The 19,934-nt window shown below is 31.2% G+C and carries 13 protein-coding genes; 10 read left to right on the top strand and 3 right to left on the bottom strand.

The genetic code is table 11. From position 1 onward, the window contains the following. Together BLU40_RS12985 and BLU40_RS12980 are read left to right on the top strand one after the other, a co-directional pair. Positions 1–954 (top strand): MopE-related protein (locus tag BLU40_RS12985; RefSeq protein WP_139170967.1); only part of this gene is annotated, 954 nt, incomplete at its 5' end. 51 nt (positions 955–1,005) lie between these two features. Then, entirely contained in the window at positions 1,006–8,235 is a 7,230-nt protein-coding gene (locus tag BLU40_RS12980; RefSeq protein WP_090124266.1) for a DUF8202 domain-containing protein, read from the top strand. A gap of 70 nt (positions 8,236–8,305) precedes the next feature. Here the strand turns inward: BLU40_RS12980 and BLU40_RS12975 are convergent, their stop codons facing one another. Continuing rightward, on the bottom strand, positions 8,306–9,484 hold the full coding sequence (locus BLU40_RS12975; protein ID WP_090124263.1) for an acyl-CoA dehydrogenase family protein: 1,179 nt from the start codon (positions 9,482–9,484) through the stop codon (positions 8,306–8,308). Between the two features lie 155 nt (positions 9,485–9,639). Between BLU40_RS12975 and rnpA the strand changes: the two genes are divergently transcribed. The 6 genes from rnpA to BLU40_RS12945 all read left to right on the top strand — a co-directional run bounded on the left by rnpA (position 9,640) and on the right by BLU40_RS12945 (position 16,372). Further along, positions 9,640–10,023: a ribonuclease P protein component gene (gene rnpA / locus BLU40_RS12970; RefSeq protein ID WP_090124260.1), complete on the top strand. Its 384-nt coding sequence runs from the start codon at positions 9,640–9,642 to the stop codon at positions 10,021–10,023. Then, positions 10,010–11,650 carry a S41 family peptidase gene (locus BLU40_RS12965; RefSeq protein ID WP_245729951.1) on the top strand — a complete coding sequence of 547 codons (1,641 nt, stop codon included), beginning with the start codon at positions 10,010–10,012 and terminating at the stop codon, positions 11,648–11,650. Before rnpA ends, BLU40_RS12965 begins: the two co-directional genes overlap by 14 nt. An 83-nt stretch (positions 11,651–11,733) precedes the next feature. Beyond that, complete coding sequence (locus tag BLU40_RS12960; protein ID WP_090124253.1) at positions 11,734–13,422, top strand: DUF6909 family protein; 1,689 nt, start codon at positions 11,734–11,736, stop codon at positions 13,420–13,422. A gap of 9 nt (positions 13,423–13,431) precedes the next feature. Next, on the top strand, positions 13,432–14,028 hold the full coding sequence (locus tag BLU40_RS12955) for a sugar transferase (RefSeq protein WP_139170966.1): 597 nt from the start codon (positions 13,432–13,434) through the stop codon (positions 14,026–14,028). Positions 14,029–14,053: 25 nt separating this feature from the next. Then, positions 14,054–15,325, top strand: coding sequence for a phosphoribosylamine--glycine ligase (gene purD, locus BLU40_RS12950; RefSeq protein WP_090124248.1), 1,272 nt, complete (start codon positions 14,054–14,056; stop codon positions 15,323–15,325). Positions 15,326–15,556: 231 nt separating this feature from the next. Continuing rightward, positions 15,557–16,372: a glycosyltransferase gene (locus BLU40_RS12945; protein ID WP_245729950.1), complete on the top strand. Its 816-nt coding sequence runs from the start codon at positions 15,557–15,559 to the stop codon at positions 16,370–16,372. On the opposite strand, the gene BLU40_RS12940 is transcribed toward BLU40_RS12945, so the two are convergent. Both BLU40_RS12940 and BLU40_RS12935 read right to left on the bottom strand, forming a co-directional pair. Then, positions 16,340–17,389 (bottom strand): sensor histidine kinase, encoded by a 1,050-nt coding sequence (locus BLU40_RS12940; protein ID WP_090124243.1) that lies wholly within the window; start codon positions 17,387–17,389, stop codon positions 16,340–16,342. The genes BLU40_RS12945 and BLU40_RS12940 overlap by 33 nt on opposite strands. After that, positions 17,379–18,077, bottom strand: coding sequence for a response regulator transcription factor (locus BLU40_RS12935; RefSeq protein ID WP_090124241.1), 699 nt, complete (start codon positions 18,075–18,077; stop codon positions 17,379–17,381). Before BLU40_RS12935 ends, BLU40_RS12940 begins: the two co-directional genes overlap by 11 nt. Before the next feature lie 226 nt (positions 18,078–18,303). Here BLU40_RS12935 and BLU40_RS12930 point away from each other — a divergent pair, with 226 nt between their 5' ends. Then, complete coding sequence (locus BLU40_RS12930; protein ID WP_090124238.1) at positions 18,304–19,113, top strand: T9SS type A sorting domain-containing protein; 810 nt, start codon at positions 18,304–18,306, stop codon at positions 19,111–19,113. A 76-nt stretch (positions 19,114–19,189) separates the two neighbouring features. Next, positions 19,190–19,906 (top strand): 3'-5' exonuclease, encoded by a 717-nt coding sequence (locus BLU40_RS12925; RefSeq protein WP_090124235.1) that lies wholly within the window; start codon positions 19,190–19,192, stop codon positions 19,904–19,906. The last annotated feature ends 28 nt before the right edge of the window (positions 19,907–19,934 follow it).

Here is a 19,934-nt window from a genome sequence, read left to right as displayed (position 1 = left end):
TCATTAGTAGCACCAGCAGCAGATGATTGTGATGATAACGATGCAAATGAATTCCCAGGACAGACTTGGTATGCAGGCGTAGATGCAGACGGAGATGGATTCTTTGGTTCAATTACAACTACAACAGCTTGTGATCAACCAACAGGATATTTATTAGTAGCACCAGCAATAGATGATTGTGATGATAACGATGCAAATGAATTCCCAGGACAAACGTGGTATGCAGGTGTAGATAATGACGGAGATGGATTCTTTGGTTCAATTACAACTACAACAGCCTGTGAGCAACCAACAGGATATTTATTAGTAGCACCAGCAACAGATGATTGTGATGATAACGATGCCGCTATTTATCCGAATGCAACAGAAATTCTTTGTAATGGAATTGACGAAAACTGTAATGGAATGGAGGATGATATAGATACTATTCAGCCGATATGTATTACAAATGATATTATAATTGAGTTGGATGAATTTGGAGTAGCAAGTATTGTTGCTTCTGATATTGATAATGGTTCTACAGATAATTGTAGTATTGTTTCAATGAATGTTTCACCAAATAGTTTTGATATAAATGATATTGGAGTTAATACTGTAATCTTAACAGTAACTGATGGAAATAATAATAGTTCTCAATGTACAGCAATTGTTGAAGTTACAAGTAATGCTTTAATGGTAGAACAAGAGTTAAATAATATTGAAAATATAGACTTATATCCTAATCCGTTTGAAAATAAATTAACTGTTAGGTTACCTCAAGGTTTCTTAGGGGATGATATACATATTGAACTGGTAGATATGTTAGGTAGAACAGTGTTGGACTTAACCAAACACAATTCAAATGGTAAAATTGAAGTAGTTGAATTTACAAATATTGAAGTTGCCTCGTATTTTGTAAAAGTAACAAGTTTAGCTACTAACAAGTTTATTATTAGAAAATTAGTAAAAAAGTAAGTTATAATAAAAAAAAATGTAATTTTGCAGAACCCTTAAAATGAATAAGATATGAAATTGAAGACCCTTAACTTAGTTAAAGTTCTAGCTTTGCTTTGCTTTTTTTTAAGTGTAAACTACTCTTTTGCACAGGTAACAATTATTGATGAAAATTTTGAGAATGACGCTACGCCTCCAGCTGCGATATGGACGGCTGGTGGATTAGGGTATGTTTCCAATGGAAACACCATACAAGGATCTAGATCTTTAAGAGTTATTTATAATTCAGGACAAACTTCTTCATCTCCTACATTTAATGCTGGGTTATACAGTTCAATAGATTTTTCTTTTAGCTTTCGACCAGCTGGAAGCATGGAGGATGGTGACGCAATAATTGTTGAATTTTATAATGGAGCTAGTTGGTCTACTGTAGCAAGTTTTGTCGCCGGAGGAGCAATTGGTCAATTTTCACAAAATAATAATCATAATTCTGGTTTAATTACAATTAATAGTCCTACAGGAACAAATGCACAATTAAGATTTTCAATATCAGATAATAGTGGAAATAGTAACGAGAGGTTTTTCTTTGATGAAGTTTTAGTTCGTGGTTGGTCAGCTTGCACAACTTATAGTTTAATAAGTACTTCGGTTAGTACTCCAGTTTGCCAAGGAAACTCTACAGCAGTAACCTTAAACTCAAATTCTACAAACTTACCAGATGGCACTTATACAGTAACGTATAATTTAACAGGAGATAATACAGCTACAGGTCAAACAGCTACAGTAACAATGAGTGGTGGAGTAGGAACTTTTAATACCGCTAATTTAACCAATTCTGGTTCTACTACAGTTACAATTACAGATTTAGATAATGGCACTTGTAATAATTCAATTTCTACTAATAATACAGCTGTAGTAACTGTAAATACCCCTCCAACTGAACCAACAATCTCATCAAATATTACAATCTGTAATGGAGATTCTACTAATTTAGTTGGTACTTCATCAGGAAATACAATTAATTGGTATACAGTTTCAACAGGAGGCACAAGTATTGGTTCATCAGCTAGTGGAACAAATTTTAATGTTAACCCATCAAGCACAATTACCTATTATGCCGAATCTGAAAATGGATCTGGTTGTTCAAGTTCATCAAGAGCTTCAGTAATTATTACAGTAAATTCTCCAACAATAACAGGTACAACACCAAATTCTAGAATAGGAACAGGTACAGTTACATTAGGGGCAACGGCATCTAGTGGAGCAACTATTTCTTGGTATGCAAATGCTTCAGGCGGAACCGCGTTAGCTACAGGTACAAGTTACACAACCCCTTCAATTTCAAGTACAACTACATATTATGTTGAAGCTAATAATGGAGGTTGTATTTCTTTACCCAGAACAGCAATTGTAGCAACAATTAATACTTTGAGTTATTGTAGTACTTTAATTTTTACATCAGACGTTGAACCTATAACTAATGTAACCTTTAATACTATAAATTATACGACTAGTGCAACTGTAAATGGTACTCCTGGATTAGAAGATTTTACTAGTGTTTCAACTTCTATTACCCAAAATGGAACCTACAGTATAACTGTTGAAGGAAATACAGCTGGTCCTTATACTAACCATTTCCGTGTGTTTTATGATTGGAATCAAGATGGTGATTTTATAGATACTGGTGAATCTTTCTATATTGGCTCAATTTCTAGCTCAACTGGAGTTGATGGAATTCAAGCCTCAACTAATATTACTGTGCCAGCTACTGCCACATTAGGTTCTACTGTTATGAGAGTAGTGAAAGCATATAATACAGATCCTACTAATCCTTGTGGATCTTATAGTTATGGTCAAGCTGAAGATTATACGGTAAATATTATTTCATCAGGTCCACAACCTGAAATTAATGTGCAAGGTAACTCAACAGATATAGCAGACGGTAATACAAGTATTTCTACTACAGACGATACAGATTTTGGAAATGTTGATATAACAACAGGCTCAGTTACTCATACCTATACTGTAGAAAATACAGGTACTGCAGATTTAACAGTTTCTAATATAACAAGTTCAAATTCATTGTTTACTGTTAGTAATATTACATTTTCATCTGTTATTTCGGGAAGTAATTTTACCACATTTGATATTACTTTTAATCCAAATTTAACACAAACTGAAACAAGTACAATTATCATTTTTAATGACGATAGTAATGAAGATGAGTATACCTTTAATGTAGAAGGTGTTGGGACAACTCCAATTCCAGAAATTGATGTTTTAGGTTTAAGTACTTCTATAATTGGTAATGGAACAAATACTCCAATTATTGGTGACGGAACAGATTTTGGTACCATAAATACAGGAAGCAGTAGCACTATTACTTATACAATTGAAAATACAGGTATGGCAAATTTAAATTTAACAGGTTCTCCAATTGTTGCTATTGCAGGGGCTAGTGAATTTGCTGTAACTAGCCAACCAATAGCGTCAACAATTGTAGCGGGTAATTTATTAACTTTCCAAGTTACGTATACTCCAACTTTAAGTGGGGTAACTAACAACGCAGTAGTTTCTATAATAAATAATGATGGTGATGAAGGTACATATACTTTTAATATTGAGGGAACTGGATTTACCCCCGTTTCAGTAGGGACATCACATACTATTTACTACGAAAATTTTGATGATAATAATGGGAACTGGACGGTAACAAACCCTGGAGGAAATACTGTATGGACTTATGGTGTTAATACATACTTAGATGCTACAGAAGGTAGCCATTGGTATACTAGTAATTATGCAAGTTATGCTAATGATTCAAAAACATATGTAACAAGTCCAACTATAGATTTAACAGGTTTTACAAATCTAGAATTTAGAATTGATTATTTAGTTAACACTGAATCTACTTATGACGGTATGAATATAGAATATTCAATTAATGGAGGTACAACTTGGCAGGTTCTTGGGGCATATTCAGCATCTCCAATTGATAATTGGTATAATGATACAGATGTTGATGGAATTGGAAATAACATAGATGGTTGGACTGGTAATCCATACAATTCAACAAAAACAGGTCATTCTGATTTTCAAGAGGCAAAAATATCTTTACCAAATTCTTTAAATAATAGATCAAATGTACTTTTTAGAGTGCAATTTGGGTCAGATAGCGGTACAGTAGCAAATGGTGTTAATTTTGATAATGTTTTTGTTATAGGTGAATATATTACACCTCCTTCAGATCCTTCATTGGCTCCAGGTGGGGTTACAACTAATCTAAAATTATGGCTAAAAGCAAATAAAGGAACAAATACAACTGTAGATGGTAACTCTTTAGCAGTATGGAATGATTTGGCTTCGGATAATGATGCTGTTGGAATTTCAACGACACAACCAATTTATAATGATAATGCTACAGAAAATATTAATTTTAATCCAGTTGTAAATTTTGACAATGCAGCCGGTTATCAAATGAGAGGTAAGGGAGGCTACTTTTCACAAGATTATTTTATTGTTGTACAGCCAGATATAACTTATAATGCAGTTAATATAGGTCAACAACCGTTGGCGGGAAAATTTGCTACTGAAGGGTTTTCAGTAGATGGAACAGGGTTAGCTTTTGGTCAAATTTCAGCAAGATACACTGATGCTGTAATGGCGCATACTATAAGTTCGTTTCCAGAGACTGGTGGTCCTAATGCAACTTCTTATGGAAGAGCCTATCAAAATTCTAGTGCTACAGTTGGAGGTATTATGTTAATTAATGTAAAAACTAATTTAGCAGGTGATAGTTCTGAAATTTATGTAAATGGAGAACAAATTGATAATGCTGTTGGAAAATCAGGAAATGGTTCAGATTTGAATTTTAATGAATTTAATAACTTACAATACTATCTAGGAACTGGTAGGTTTACTACAAATGGGCATAGTGTTAATTCTCATTTAGATGGAAAAATATCAGAAGTATTAAGTTATTCAGGAAAAAATTCAACACTAGATCAACAAAAAGTATTATCTAGTTTGGCGATAAAATATGGGATTACGTTGCATAGAGGAAGTATGATTGAATATACTGATATGAATTATTTAGCATCCGATAATACAGTTATATGGGATGCAAGTGAAGGTTCAGGTTTATTTAACTATAATATTGCTGGAATTGGTAGAGATGATAATTCTGAATTACATCAAAAACAATCAAAAACAGTTAATACTGTAAATGATATCACAATTGGTTTAGAGGATATTTTAGCTACTAATAATTTAAATGCAAATACATTTACTACAGATAGGAACTTCTTATGTTGGGGTCATGATAATGAGTCCTTAAATACTGCAAGCCCTATTATAGTAGACATGAGTTCTGGAATTTTGCCTGCAGGTTCATTAGAAACTGAAGTTGAATTTACATCAGTACAAAGAACTTGGAAAGTTAGAAAAACAGGAAGTGATTCTTATAAGTCAAAGGTTTCTATTCCTGAAACAATGCTTTCTGCAACATTAACACCTCCTGGAGATTATTTAATGTTTATTTCAGATACTCCTACTTTTAATCCTACTTCTGAATATAGAGTTATGACAACTAATGGAATTAATTTAGAAGCCTTGTATGAATTTGAAGGTACTAAATATATTACGTTTGGTTTTGCACCGGAAAGAACATTTGTACGATCTATACAATTTGATGGTGTAAATAATTATTTAGATGCGGGGAATACTCTAGATTTAAATTCTTCGGAATTTACTGTGTCAGCTTGGATAAAAAGAAATAATACTAACGCATCAATTCTTTCAAAAAGAGATGCAGGGTTTACTACGGGTTATGATTTAGGTATAAACAATTCAGGGAGAGTTGAAATGTCTTGGAATGGAGGTTCAGATAGTATTACATCTTCAATTGCAATACCAACAACAGAATGGCATCAAATAGCAGTAATTTTTGATGGTTCAGATGCAAAACTATATATTGATGGAGTGGAAGACACATCGGTTACTAAATCAATAAATAATCAGCCTATAGCTAATAATGAATCTTTCTTAATTGCAGCTGCTGATGGGGAAGAAGCAAATACAACATCATATTTCCAAGGAAATATTGACGAGGTACGTATTTGGGATGTAGCTTTAACAGAAGACGAGTTAAGATATATCATGAACCAAGAATTGGAAGAAAATTCAACTATTGTGGCAGGTACGTATTTTAATACTACAATTGGTACTACGCCTTCAAAAGCTATTACAATTCCTTGGAGTAATTTACAAGCTTATTATCCAATGAGCACATATACATTTACTAATTGTAAAGACAATTCTGGAAACGGTAATACGGCAGCTTTAAAACATTTAACAACAGTAGATTATCAAACGGCACCATTGCCTTATGTTTCAGCAAGTAATGGTGATTGGGATACAAATTCAACTTGGACAAATGGGAATGTTCAAACAATACCAGGAGCGGCTTCTATTGTAGATAATGCTATTACGGTAGATTGGAATATAGTGCAAATTAGTTCGAATGTAGATTTAGAGAATAATAACACTGCAATAATACCTTCAACTAAAAATGGCGAGCGAAGTGTTTTAGGTTTAATTATTGACGATACTTTTAACTTAAATGTTATTGGAACTAATCCTACGGATTATTCACCTGGTTCAGGTACGGGTTATGGTATTTCGGTTTCACATTATTTAGGTTTAGATGGTAAAATAGATTTACAAGGAGAATCTCAGTTAGTACAAACTGATCAAAGTGATTTAACTGTTGGTACAAATGGAATATTAGAAAGAGACCAGCAAGGTGAAGGAAATAGGTATAGATATAATGATTGGTCTTCACCTGTATATACAGCAACTTCAACAATAGCATCTGAAATTGCAGTTAATGGAACAGGAAATTATACTACTATTGCTGATGGTTTAAGAGATGGTACGGATCCAAATGCTCCCGTTCCAATTAATTTTACAACTAGTCAAGATGGAGCTGCAGGAACTCCAATAAGCATAAGTACACATTGGATGTATAAATATGCTAATTTGCCTGCTGCAGACTATAGCTCTTGGGACCATATTGGTAGCACAGGTAGATTGTATGCTGGTGAAGGATTTTTAATGAAAGGTCCTGGTGACTCTGGAGCTGCAGATCAAAACTTTGTTTTTGTAGGAAAACCTAATAATGGAACTATACAGCTACAAGTTAATGGTGGGTATGATTATTTAGTCGGTAATCCTTATCCTTCTGCTATGCATGTTGTTCCTTTTATTATGGATAATCAAACAACTTTTAGAACTGGAGCAATACATTTATGGGATCATTATGGTGGTAATTCTCATACTTTAGGAGAGTATAGAGCAGGATATGCTACTTTAAATGCTGGTGGATTTGTACCTGCTTCTGCACATAGCGATGTAAGTTCTTCTTCTGATAGTGATGGTAATAAAGATAACCCTGGGCAATTTATTCCAGTTGGACAAGGTTTCTTTGTTTGGGCAAATGCTACTGGTGGTATAATAGAATTTAATAATAACCAAAGAGCGTTTGTTACAGAGGCTACTACGAATTCAACATTTTTAAGAGGTGGAACTACAAATAGAAGTAATGGTGCCTTTACAGATCTTAGACCAAAAATACGAGTTGGTTTTGATGGTCCAGAAATAGATCATAGGCAATTACTTTTAACTGTAGATGAAAATACAACAGAGCAAGTAGATTATGGTTATGATGCCGAAATTTATGATATTATTAATGATGATATGTATTGGCTTATTGGAGATGGAAAATTTGTAATTCAAGCAGTAGGAGAATTAAGTAGTGAGAGTGAAATACCATTAGGAATTCGATCTGTAAAAGGAGGTTTATTAAAAATTAAAATAGATGAAGTTGAAAATTTAGATGATAGTTTTGAAATTTATCTAAAAGACAATGTTACAAACGAAACTTTTGATATTAGAAATACTACATTTGAGGTAACTCAACCAGCTAATACCAATTTATCAGAAAGATATTCAATTGTATTTAAACCTAGTGAAACCTTAGATGTTAAAGATGAAATTTTAGCTACTGGTTTTATGTTGTATTTTGATAGTTCAAATTCAGAAATAAAAATTAATAACCCTAAAATGTTAGATATTTACAATGTTGATATTTACAATATGTTAGGTCAGCAAGTAACATCGAATGTTATTAATAAAAATTTAAACAATATAAGTGTACCTGTTAGTAGCATTGCTAGCGGAGTTTACTTAATTGAGTGTAAAACTTACAAGGGTAGTTTTTCTAAAAAAATTATTATTGAATAGGAATTAATTCTATAAAACAAAAAAGGCTTCCATTTTGGAAGCCTTTTTTGTTTTATAAATTCTCGAATTTTTATTTAAAAGCAGGAATTCCGGTAATATCAAATCCGGTAATTAATAAATGAATGTCGTGTGTTCCTTCATAGGTAATAACACTTTCTAAATTCATCATATGGCGCATAATTGAATATTCACCAGTTATTCCCATTGCACCTAATACCTGACGTGCTTCACGTGCTATTTTTAAAGCCATATCCACGTTATTACGTTTTGCCATAGATATTTGAGCAGATGTTGCTTTTTCTTCGTTTCTAAGTGCTCCTAATCGCCAAGTTAATAATTGAGCTTTGGTTATTTCTGTAACCATTTCAGCTAATTTTTTTTGTTGAAGTTGGTAACCTGCAATTGGTTTATCAAATTGTACGCGTTCTTTTGCGTAGCGTAAGGCGGTATCATAACAATCCATAGCAGCTCCAATAGCTCCCCAAGCAATTCCATAACGAGCAGAATCTAAACAACCAAGTGGAGCACCTAAGCCATCTTTGTTTGGTAAAATATTTTCCTTCGGAATTTTAACATTGTCAAATATAAGTTCACCAGTTGCTGAAGCTCTTAAACTCCATTTGTTGTGAGTTTCAGGTGTTGTAAAACCTTCCATTCCACGTTCAACAATTAACCCCTTTATACGTCCTTCTTCGTTTTTTGCCCAAACAACAGCAATATCAGCAAAAGGTGCATTTGATATCCACATTTTTGCACCATTCAGTAAAAAATAGTCTCCTTTATCTTTTATATTAGTAACCATTCCACCAGGATTTGAGCCATAATCTGGTTCAGTTAACCCAAAGCAACCCATAAATTCTCCACTAGCAAGTTTTGGTAAGTATTTTTTACGTTGTTCTTCACTACCGTATTTGTATATAGGATACATAACTAATGAAGATTGCACTGATGCTGTTGAGCGTACACCAGAGTCGCCACGTTCAATTTCTTGCATTATTAATCCGTAACTCATTTGATCTAAACCAGCACCTCCATATTGTTCTGGAATATAAGGGCCAAAAGCACCAATTTCTGCTAAGCCATTAATAATTTGTTTTGGAAATTCTGCTTTTTGAGCGGCATTTTCAATAATTGGAGATACTTCTCTCTTTACCCATTCTCTAGCGGCATCTCTAACTAATAAGTGTTCTTCGGTTAATAAATCGTCTAAATTATAATAATCCGGTGCTTGAAATAAATCTTGAGACATGTGATTGATAATTTTGGTTATACACAAAGTTAGTAATTAAACCTATGTGTTATTGGTATTTAGTTGTTAGTTTTAAATTGTAAATTACCATTTTTGGCTACTTATTATCTATTTTTCTAAAGTTTAGTGTACTTTAGTCACTTCAATAGTAAGTAATGAGTTTTACATTAGGAAAAGAAGAAAAATTAAAAAGTAAGAAGTTAATTGAGCAATTATTTATTCAAGGAAAGAGAGTGAAATTATATCCTTTTCAAGTAATTTATAGTGAAATTGACCACGATGGAGATTTTCCAATAAAGTTTGCAGTTTCGGTTCCAAAACGGAATGTGAAAATGGCTGTTAAAAGAATTAGAATAAAACGTGTAATACGTGAGATTTATAGATTAAACAAGCATAAAATTTCAGAAAACATACATAAAAAATATATGTGTATGTTTATTTTTATGGGAAAAGAAGAGCTTGATTATGCAACTATGGAAATTTCATATTTAAAATTAATAGATAAGTTTTTAACTAAAATTAAAAATGATGAAGAGTAGAGTTAAAAAGCAATTTTTAGGGGTGTTTGTTGGAGTTTCTATACTAATTTCAATAGGGTTTCAGTCTAATTTTTTTGAAGTAGCTAAGCAAATAGATATTTATACTACCTTGTTTAAAGAGTTAAATATGTATTACATCGACGAAATAAATCCAGCAGAACTTACCGAAAAATCGATCAATCATATGCTTTCTAGTTTAGATCCGTATACTAGATATTACGATGAACAAGGTGTAGAAAAAGCTAGAATAAATTCTACTGGAGAATACGGAGGTATTGGTGCTGTTTCGCATTATAAAAACAAAGTACTTACTATTCGAGAAATTTTAAAAAATTCGCCTGCCGAAAAATCAGGAATTAGACCTGGAGATAAAATATTAAAAATTGATGATGTTTTGGTAAGTGATTATGAAGATAGCGGAGTTTCATCATTATTAAATGGCTTGCCAGACACAAAAGTTTTTGTTGATGTTGAAAGACAAAATAAGAAGTTAACTATTGAAATTATACGTAAAAAAATTGAACTAAGTCCAGTACCGCATTATGCTATGCTAACGGAAGAGGTTGGTTATATTTCATTTGTAAAATTTAATGGGAAAGCTTCAAGTGAAGTTAAAAAAGCTTTTCTAGAGTTGAAGGATGATGGAATGAAAAAACTGATTATTGATGTTAGAAGTAATCCAGGAGGTTTGCTAGGTGAAGCAGTAAACATTTCAAACTTTTTTGTTCCTAAAGATAAAATTATAGTAACAACAAAGGCTAAAATTGAAAAATGGAGCGATACTTTTAAAACTAGAAATGAACCATTAGATCTAGAAATACCAGTTGTTGTATTAATTAATAATCGCTCTGCTTCGGCTTCAGAAATTTTAGCAGGTTCTTTACAAGATTACGATAGAGCTGTTGTAATTGGAGAGCGTTCTTTTGGAAAAGGTTTGGTGCAACGTTACCGAGAACTTACTTATGGAACTCAAATGAAATTAACAATTTCAAAATATTATACACCAAGTGGTAGATGTATTCAAGAATTAGATTATACAAACAGAAAAGGAAATGATATTCCTAAATTTTCTGATTCTGGTAGAAAAGCCTATAAAACAGCTAATGGAAGAACAGTTTTTGGTGGAGGTGGAATAATGCCAGATATTGAAATTAAAAAACCTAAAACAACTAAAACAACGCAAGCTTTATTTAGGTCTAATGCATTTTTTAATTATGCAACCAACTATTATTATAAAAATAAATCAATTGCAAGTCCTGAAGAGTTTAATTTAAATACATCAGAGTTTAATGCATTAACAAATTACTTAAAACAACACAATTCTGAATTTGAAACTTCAGAAGAATTAGAATTTAAAAAAGCATTGGATAAAGCTAATGAAAATGGTGTTGGTGAAGGCGTTACTAGCAGTTATAACACTTTGTTAAACAGTATTCAACAAGAAAAACTAAAAGAATTAGCTAAAAATAAAGAAGAAATTACCACTAAATTAACTGAGGAAATTGTTAAAAGATATTATTACTCTGAAGGTGTTTATAAGCAAAAAGCAAAGTTTGATAAAACTATTTTAAAAGCTGTTGAGGTGTTAACAAACGGTAAAGAGTACAGTAAGGCTTTAAAAAATTAAGAGTTCCAAATTTAAACTCTTAACAAATTAACAATAAAACCTTTCAATAGATATATTGTATCTTTGCACACTAAAATAAGTATATGCAAAATTCAAAAATAATAGGAAGAACAAGAGCACAAGAATCATCTAACGCAATAGAGCGTTTGTATATATCTATGCGTCACTTGTTTAGCCGTGGTTTTTATAAGCCAATGGGTGTTTCTGGAGAAGCACTTAGGCAATCATTATTATCGTTACGACCAGAAATTTACGGTTCAATTGCTGAAGAAAAAGTTGAGCTTAATGGTTTAATTTATGTTATTGAAAGATTACCAATTGGTATTGAAGAGTGTAGGTATATTAATTTAACTGCAGATGAAGGATATTCAAATTCTCATTTTAAAGCAATTGTACCACCAAAAAGAAGAAGAAACTGTTATAGAATTGATAAAGACCAAATGAATATCGAGGTAACTCGTGGTAGATCAGAAATTTATGATATTTTAACTCACCTTACATTTCTTTTTGTTGAATCTCATAAAATTGCAGACAAAGTTTTAATTAAAGAAGAAACGGATACTATTAGAGAGTGGAGAAAGTTAGAAGATGTAGTATTACATAACAGAGAATTATCTAAAAATGATCAAGACATTATGTTGGCACATGTTGCTAGCATTTTGGGTAGAACTTTTGAAGAAACTCAAAGTGTACATAAAGAACTAGGAGAAAAAAATAATCCACAACGTTTTTTTCAAATTATATTTTGGCTAGGTCATTTAGCAATTAACGAACGTGTTGAAAATTCTAAAAGAGCAATTAAGTTTAGCCCAGTTCTTAGAGAAAGAATTGGCCATCATATTTATGGAGATTTTTGGGCAAGTAATGTTAAAAAAGTGTTAGATGATAATAATTTATTATCTAGACCAATTCATATTATTAGTGCAAATATGCACAGTGTAATGAATTCTATTTACGCTCCAATAGTTTTACCACAACAATTAGATGCTAATAACTCAATGGCATTATTTGAGTTGTTAAGTAAAGATGATAACGAGGATTTACGTAAGCAAGTAAAACAATACGCTTCTAAAAACGGATTGTTTTATGTTAAAGACACTTCAGGAACAAATATAAATGTTCAAGTTATAGATACAGAAAAAATTGATTTTTCTAAAACTACTTATAAGTTAGAAAACAGTGTTGAAAATGAAGAAAAACCTGTAATTATTGTAATGGATTATGCTTTTGGAGAACAAGCTTATGAAACTATGGATGAGTTATTGAAACCTTATATTTGTGAAAACGGTAATAAACATCATTTAAATGTTGAATCTGTTTCAATTATGGGTAAGGCAGGTATTTTAGAAGGGGGAAAAGGAGATATTATGATTCCGTCATCGCATGTGTTTGAAGGTACAGCAGATAACTATCCATTTAAAAATCAATTAAAAAAGAAAATGTTTGAAGGTTGTGGGGTAGATGTTTATACGGGAGCTATGGTTACCGTTTTAGGTACTTCACTTCAAAATAAAGATATTTTAAAATTCTTTTATGATTCTACTTGGAAAGTAACAGGGTTAGAGATGGAAGGAGCACACTATCAAAAAGCCATTCAAGCAGCTTCAAAAATTAGAGGAAATATTTCTGGAAAAGTAAAAGTGCGTTATGCATACTATGCTTCAGATAATCCTTTAGAAACAGGAAGTACACTAGCTTCTGGAGGGCTTGGTACAACTGGTGTATTGCCAACATATGTAATTACAGAAAAAATATTAGATCAAATTTTTTAGAACCCCTAATTGAGTAAAAAGTTTTACATATTTCCAAAACGGATTTTTGATATCATTTTTTCTATGGTTATTATTTCAACTATTTTAGTTTGGATGGTACCTTTAGTAGCTATTATTATTTGGATGGAATCCAAAGAGAAAACATTTTTTAAACAAGAAAGAATTGGCAAAAACGGAAAGCCTTTTTATATTTATAAATTTAAAAGTATGAAAGGAGATTGCCCAGTAAATGACCCATTGTTATCTAAAGATGAAGCTTCCAGAATTACTGTGTTTGGAAAATTTTTAAGAAAATTTAGAATTGATGAGTTTCCGCAATTTTTTAATGTTTTAAAAGGTGAAATGAGCGTAGTAGGGCCTAGACCTGAACGACAGTTTTTTTTGGATGAAATGATAAAATATATACCTAAGTATAGGGAAATTCAGGAATTAAAACCAGGAATTACATCATTAGGTCAAATAAAATATGGCTACGCAGATAATTTGGACCAAATGCTAAATAGAGCTAGGTATGATTTAATTTATTTAGATAATTTATCTATTTGGACAGATATAAAAGTAATAATAAGTACTATTGGTATAGTATTTCAAGGCAAAGGAAAATAACACACACAACATAACTAAACAAATAATGAACGTATTAATTTTAGGAGCAGGAGGTAGAGAGCATGCAATTGGATGGAAAATTGCACAAAGCGAATTATTAAGTGAACTTTTTATTGCACCAGGTAACGCAGGAACTAAAAACGTAGGAACAAATTTAGATTTGAATCCAACCGATTTTCCAGCATTAAAAGAGGTAATTTTAGAAAAAAAAATTGAACTAGTAGTTGTAGGGCCAGAAGATCCTTTAGTAAAAGGAGTTTCAGATTTTATTTTAAATGATGAAGAAATAAAGGACACTTTAGTAATTGGTCCAGAAAAATATGCGGCACAATTAGAAGGTAGTAAAGAGTTTGCAAAAGAGTTTATGTATCGCCATAATATTCCAACAGCGGCTTACAAAAGTTTTACTGCAGAAAATTTAGAAGAGGGTTATAAATTTTTAGAAACCTTAAAAGCACCTTATGTTTTAAAAGCTGATGGTTTAGCTGCTGGAAAAGGAGTTTTAATTATTGAAGACATAAACGAAGCAAAGCAAGAACTTAAAGAAATGCTTACTGAGCAAAAATTTGGAGAAGCCAGTAGCAAAGTTGTAATTGAAGAGTTTTTAACTGGAATTGAATTGAGTTGTTTTGTTTTAACCGATGGTAAAGATTATGTAACATTACCAAGTGCTAAAGACTACAAAAGAATTGGAGAAGGAGATAAAGGTTTAAATACCGGTGGAATGGGTGCAGTATCTCCAGTGCCATTTTTAACAGATAAATTAATGGCCAAGATTGATGCTCAGGTTATTAAACCAACCATTGATGGGTTTCAAAAAGATAATATTAATTACGTTGGATTTGTATTTATTGGATTGATTTATGATAATGATGAGGTAAAAGTTATAGAATACAATTGCCGTATGGGAGATCCAGAAACGGAAGTTGTAATTCCACTATTAGAAAGTGACTTTTTAGAATTATTAATTGCTGCAGGAAAAAAAGAATTAGCAGGAAAAACAGTTAAATTTAAGGACGAAAGTGCTTGTACAGTGGTGTTAGTTTCTGGTGGATACCCTGAAGCTTATGAAAAAGGAAAAGAGATTTTAGGAACCGAAAAAGTTACTGATTCTATTGTTTTTCACGCAGGTACAAAAGAAGAAAACGGAAAAGTTGTAACAAACGGAGGAAGAGTTTTAGCAATTACTTCTTTTGGTGAAGATTTTAAAGGAGCTTTAAAACAAAGTTACCAAAGTATAGATAAAATTTGCTTTGATAAAATAAACTTTAGAACGGATATTGGTTTTGACTTGTAAAAAAAAATTCTTGTTGCACCATTAAATTGGGGTTTAGGTCACGCTACACGTTGTGTACCTATTATAAAAGCTCTAATTAAAGCTAATTATACACCAATATTAGCAAGTGATGGTGTTGCATTAGAATTTTTAAAAAAGGAGTTTCCGCAGCTAAAAAGCTATAAACTTCCTTCATACAATGTAAAATATTCAAATAGTAGGCATACATTTAAACTGAAATTAATGTTTAATGTGCCTACTATTTTTTTATCGGTTCAAAAAGAAAGAAAACTAGTTGCTAAAATTGTTCAAGAAGAAAACATCTTAGGAATAATTTCGGATAATAGGTTTGGTGTTTATTGTTCTCATATTCCTTCAGTATATATTACACATCAATTAAATGTTTTATCTGGAATTACTACTTTTTTTACTTCAAAAACACATCAAAAAATAGCTTCAAAATATAATGAAGTTTGGGTGCCAGATTTTAATGGTGAAAATAATTTTTCAGGAAAATTAAGTCAGATTTCTAGTTTAAAAGGCAAAACAAAATTTATTGGAGTTCTAAGTAGGTTTCAATTTGAAAAACAACCTCAAAAATACAATTTTACAGTAGTTTTATCTGGTGTAGAACCACAAAGAAGTTTATTGGAGCAAAAGCTGTTAAACGAGCTTAAAAACACTTCAAAAAAGGTGTTATTTGTTAGAGGTAAACTTTCTGTTGAAAAAATTGAAACTTCAAAAAATATTGAAGTGGTTAATTTTTTAACTTCAGAAAAATTAAATAAGGTTTTAAATCAAAGTGAAATAGTTATTGCGCGTTCTGGATATTCTACAATTATGGATCTTGCTCTATTGAAGAAAAAAGCGGTGTTTATTCCAACTCCAGGGCAAAATGAGCAAGAATATTTAGCTAAAAGAATGGCCAAAAAGCAAATTGCACCTTTTTTTAAGCAAGAAAAATTTACATTAAAACAATTAGATAAGGTAGCTAACTATAAAGGTTTTAATAAAGATATTGAAACAAAAGTAGATTTAGAAATTTTCCGACTTTTCGATAGTAAATGAAAATTCTGAACCTTTTTTATGTTCGCTTTTTACAAAAATTTCTTCTCCGTGTGCTTCAACAATATGTTTAACAATAGATAATCCTAGTCCAGAACCACCTTGGTCTCTAGATCTACTTCGGTCTACTCTATAAAAACGTTCAAATAAACGAGATTGATCTTCAGCTTTGATACCCTCACCATTATCGGTTACTTTTACTAGCATTTTATTTTTTTCAAAACTTTCGATACTTACCATAGTTGTACCGCCTATAACTCCATATTTTATGGAGTTTACAATTAAATTTGTTAAAACTTGCTCGTATCTTTCCTCATCTCCAATAACCATAATTGGATAGTGATAATGTTTATCTAGTAATAAGGTTACATTTCTTTTTTTAGCTTTTATTTCTAGTAAATCATAAATGCCTTTAACCAGTTTAACAATATCAAAAGGCTCTTTGTTTATGTTTAAATCTGCTGCTTCTAATTTAGAAATCATATCTAAATCTTTAACAATTGCTATTAACCTTTCAACGCCTTTATTAGCACGATCTATGTATTTATCTCTTATTTTTGCGTCGTTTATAGCGCCATCAGAAAGGGTTAATAAATACCCTTGAACAGTAAAAAGAGGTGTTTTTAATTCGTGAGAAATATTACCTAAAAACTCACGTCTATAACCTTCTCGTTTGTTTAAGTTTTTAATTTGAAGTTGTTTATCCTTGGCAAATTTTTCAACTTCACGAGAAAGTGTAGCAATATCTGATGTAATAGATGTTTTTTGAAAATCGGCAGAGTCTAGTAAAGAAACATTGTCGTAAATTTTCTTTACTCTTTGGTAAATAAACTTTTCAATTCTAAATTGAGTTACAATAAAAGTAAATATAAAAACAATTATAAGAAATAGTAATATGTACCAAAAATCTGGAATAATATCGAATAGAAAATAAGCTAAAGATATTAATGTTACACTTGTAAATATAGTTATGTAAAGTGAAGAGAAAAATGCAAAAGAGTAGGTTTTTTTAATCTTCATTAATTACAAATTTATACCCAACACCTTTTACGGTTTTAAAATTATTATCTCCAATTTTTTCTCGAAGTTTTCTAATATGAACATCAATAGTTCTTCCTCCAACCACAACTTCGTTACCCCAAACTTTATCTAAAATATCATCTCTTTTAAATACTTTTCCTGGTTTTGAAGCTAGTAACGAGAATAATTCAAACTCTTTTCTAGGTAAAGAAAGCTTAACACCTTCTTTTATAATTACATATTCTTCACGGTCAATAATAATTCCACCAACATCTACTTTATCACTAGTTTCAGTTGTAGTGTTTTCTTTAACACGCCTTAGTAATGCTTTTACTTTACTAACTAAAACTTTTGGTTTAATTGGTTTTGTAATGTAATCATCTGCGCCAACATTAAAACCAGCTACTTGAGAGTAATCTTCGCCACGAGCAGTAAAGAATGTAATTAATACATTTTCTAAACTTTTGGTTGCTCTAATTTTTTCACAAGCTTCAATGCCATCCATTTCAGGCATCATAATGTCTAAAATAATTAAATGCGGTTTGTATTTAATAGCAGCTTCAACAGCTTCAATACCGTTGCTGGCAGTAAATACTTGATAGCCTTCATTTTTTAAATTGTATCCAACAATTTCTAAAATGTCTGGTTCATCATCTACAAGTAATATTTTTAGGTTCGAAATTTCCATATTGTTATAGCTTTCTTTATTAAACAGCAATCAAAAGTAAATATAAATTATATAGTGAGTAATTAAAAAATAAACTTAATTAAAAACATAACATTTAACTAACAATAAAGTTACAAAAGTTTAATTTAGGCTGCGATATATTATAAATAGATTTGATTTTTTAAAGAAAACGTATTTAATAAAAAATAGTATATTGGCTTATCTATTAACATATTATAAAAAAATAATGAAAAAAAATTGCATTTTATTTTTATGCCTGATAGTCTTTGTTAAAGGCTTTTCTCAGGCAGAAGGAGATATTATTATCTCAGAAATGATGAATAATCCGGCTGCTGTTTCTGATAGCAACGGGGAGTATTTCGAATTGTTTAACACTACTAATGCTAGTATAGATATTGGTGGGTGGATTATTGAAGATGGTAATTCTAGTGAAACAATTTCTGGAACTTTATTAATTCCTCCGTTAGGTTATGTTGTTTTGGCTAAAAATTCAGATACTGCTGCAAATGGCGGAGTTGTAGCAGATTACGACTACACATCAACAATTACATTAACAAACTCTAATGGTACTTTAATATTAAGGAACTCCTCTAATGTTGTTATTGATAGAGTGGATTTTGATGATACTACTTTTCCTATAGTTTCTGGAAAAAGTATGGAGTTATCGCAAAGTAGTTTAGATCATATTTCTAATAATTCAGGCGCAAATTGGGCTTTAGCTACTTTAGAAATTGTTGCAGGAGGTGATTTAGGTAGTCCTGGTTCTGCTGCTGGAGGTGTTTTATTAGCTAAAAGCCTTCAAATCGAAGGTTTTAATGTTTACCCAAATCCAGTAGCAAATGGAAGTTTCCAAATTACAACGGCTTCAAATACTAATAAGCAATTAACTATTTATAGTATGCTAGGTAACCAAGTATACAGTAAAACGGTAGAAGTTAATGAACACGTAAATGTTTCACATTTAAATTCAGGTGTTTATTTTGTAAACGTTGAAGAAAATGGTAAAACAGCTACAAAAAAGCTAGTTATTAAGTAGTCTTCTTTATTTATAATATATAAAAGCACTCCTCAAGGAGTGCTTTTTTTGTTATATTTAGCACAAAAAGAGAGCTATGAATATGAAATTAAATTTCGAAAGTATTTTGTTTTTGGATATTGAAACGGTTCCTGAAACGGAGAATTTTAGTGAGTTATCTCAATTAAAACAAGAACTATTTGCTAAAAAAACCGAATATCAACGAAAAGAAAATTTTACCCCTGAAGAATTTTACAATCGAGCTGGAATTTGGGCAGAATTTGGCAAAATTGTGTGCATTTCTGTTGGTTATTTTGTTAGTTTTTCTTCAAAAGAAAGAAAATTTAGAGTTACTTCTTTTTATGGAGAAGAAAAAAATATTTTGCTTGAGTTTAAAGAGCTTTTGGATACTCATTTTAATAAAAATACTCACTTACTTTGCGGACATAACGGTAAAGAATTCGATTTTCCGTATATAGCTAGAAGAATGATTATTAACGAAATAAACTTACCTTCTAAACTAAATTTATTTGGGAAAAAGCCTTGGGAAATACCTCATATAGATACTATGGAGTTGTGGAAGTTTGGTGATTACAAACATTTTACATCGCTAAAATTGTTAACTTCAATTCTAGGAATTCCATCTCCAAAAGACGATATCGATGGGAGCGAAGTTGGTAAAGTTTATTACCAAGAACAAAATATTGAGCGTATTGTAACCTATTGCGAAAAAGATACCATTACAGTTGCACAGTTACTACTGCGATTTAATAACGAACCTTTGTTAAATGAACTAGAAATTGTACACGTATAAAAAATGCTAAAGTTTTTAGTTTTTTTAT

The sequence above is a fragment of the Lutibacter oricola genome (assembly GCF_900106565.1).
Taxonomy (GTDB): domain Bacteria; phylum Bacteroidota; class Bacteroidia; order Flavobacteriales; family Flavobacteriaceae; genus Lutibacter; species Lutibacter oricola.
This window is presented reverse-complemented; position numbering and strand designations above follow the sequence as displayed.

Coding starts and splice junctions, on each gene's coding strand:
- BLU40_RS12980 (WP_090124266.1), top strand. CDS start 1,006: ATGAAATTGAAGACCCTTAACTTAGTTAAAGTTCTAGCTTTGCTTTGC.
- BLU40_RS12975 (WP_090124263.1), bottom strand. CDS start 9,484: ATGTCTCAAGATTTATTTCAAGCACCGGATTATTATAATTTAGACGAT.
- rnpA (WP_090124260.1), top strand. CDS start 9,640: ATGAGTTTTACATTAGGAAAAGAAGAAAAATTAAAAAGTAAGAAGTTA.
- BLU40_RS12965 (WP_245729951.1), top strand. CDS start 10,010: ATGATGAAGAGTAGAGTTAAAAAGCAATTTTTAGGGGTGTTTGTTGGA.
- BLU40_RS12960 (WP_090124253.1), top strand. CDS start 11,734: ATGCAAAATTCAAAAATAATAGGAAGAACAAGAGCACAAGAATCATCT.
- purD (WP_090124248.1), top strand. CDS start 14,054: ATGAACGTATTAATTTTAGGAGCAGGAGGTAGAGAGCATGCAATTGGA.
- BLU40_RS12940 (WP_090124243.1), bottom strand. CDS start 17,389: ATGAAGATTAAAAAAACCTACTCTTTTGCATTTTTCTCTTCACTTTAC.
- BLU40_RS12935 (WP_090124241.1), bottom strand. CDS start 18,077: ATGGAAATTTCGAACCTAAAAATATTACTTGTAGATGATGAACCAGAC.
- BLU40_RS12930 (WP_090124238.1), top strand. CDS start 18,304: ATGAAAAAAAATTGCATTTTATTTTTATGCCTGATAGTCTTTGTTAAA.
- BLU40_RS12925 (WP_090124235.1), top strand. CDS start 19,190: ATGAATATGAAATTAAATTTCGAAAGTATTTTGTTTTTGGATATTGAA.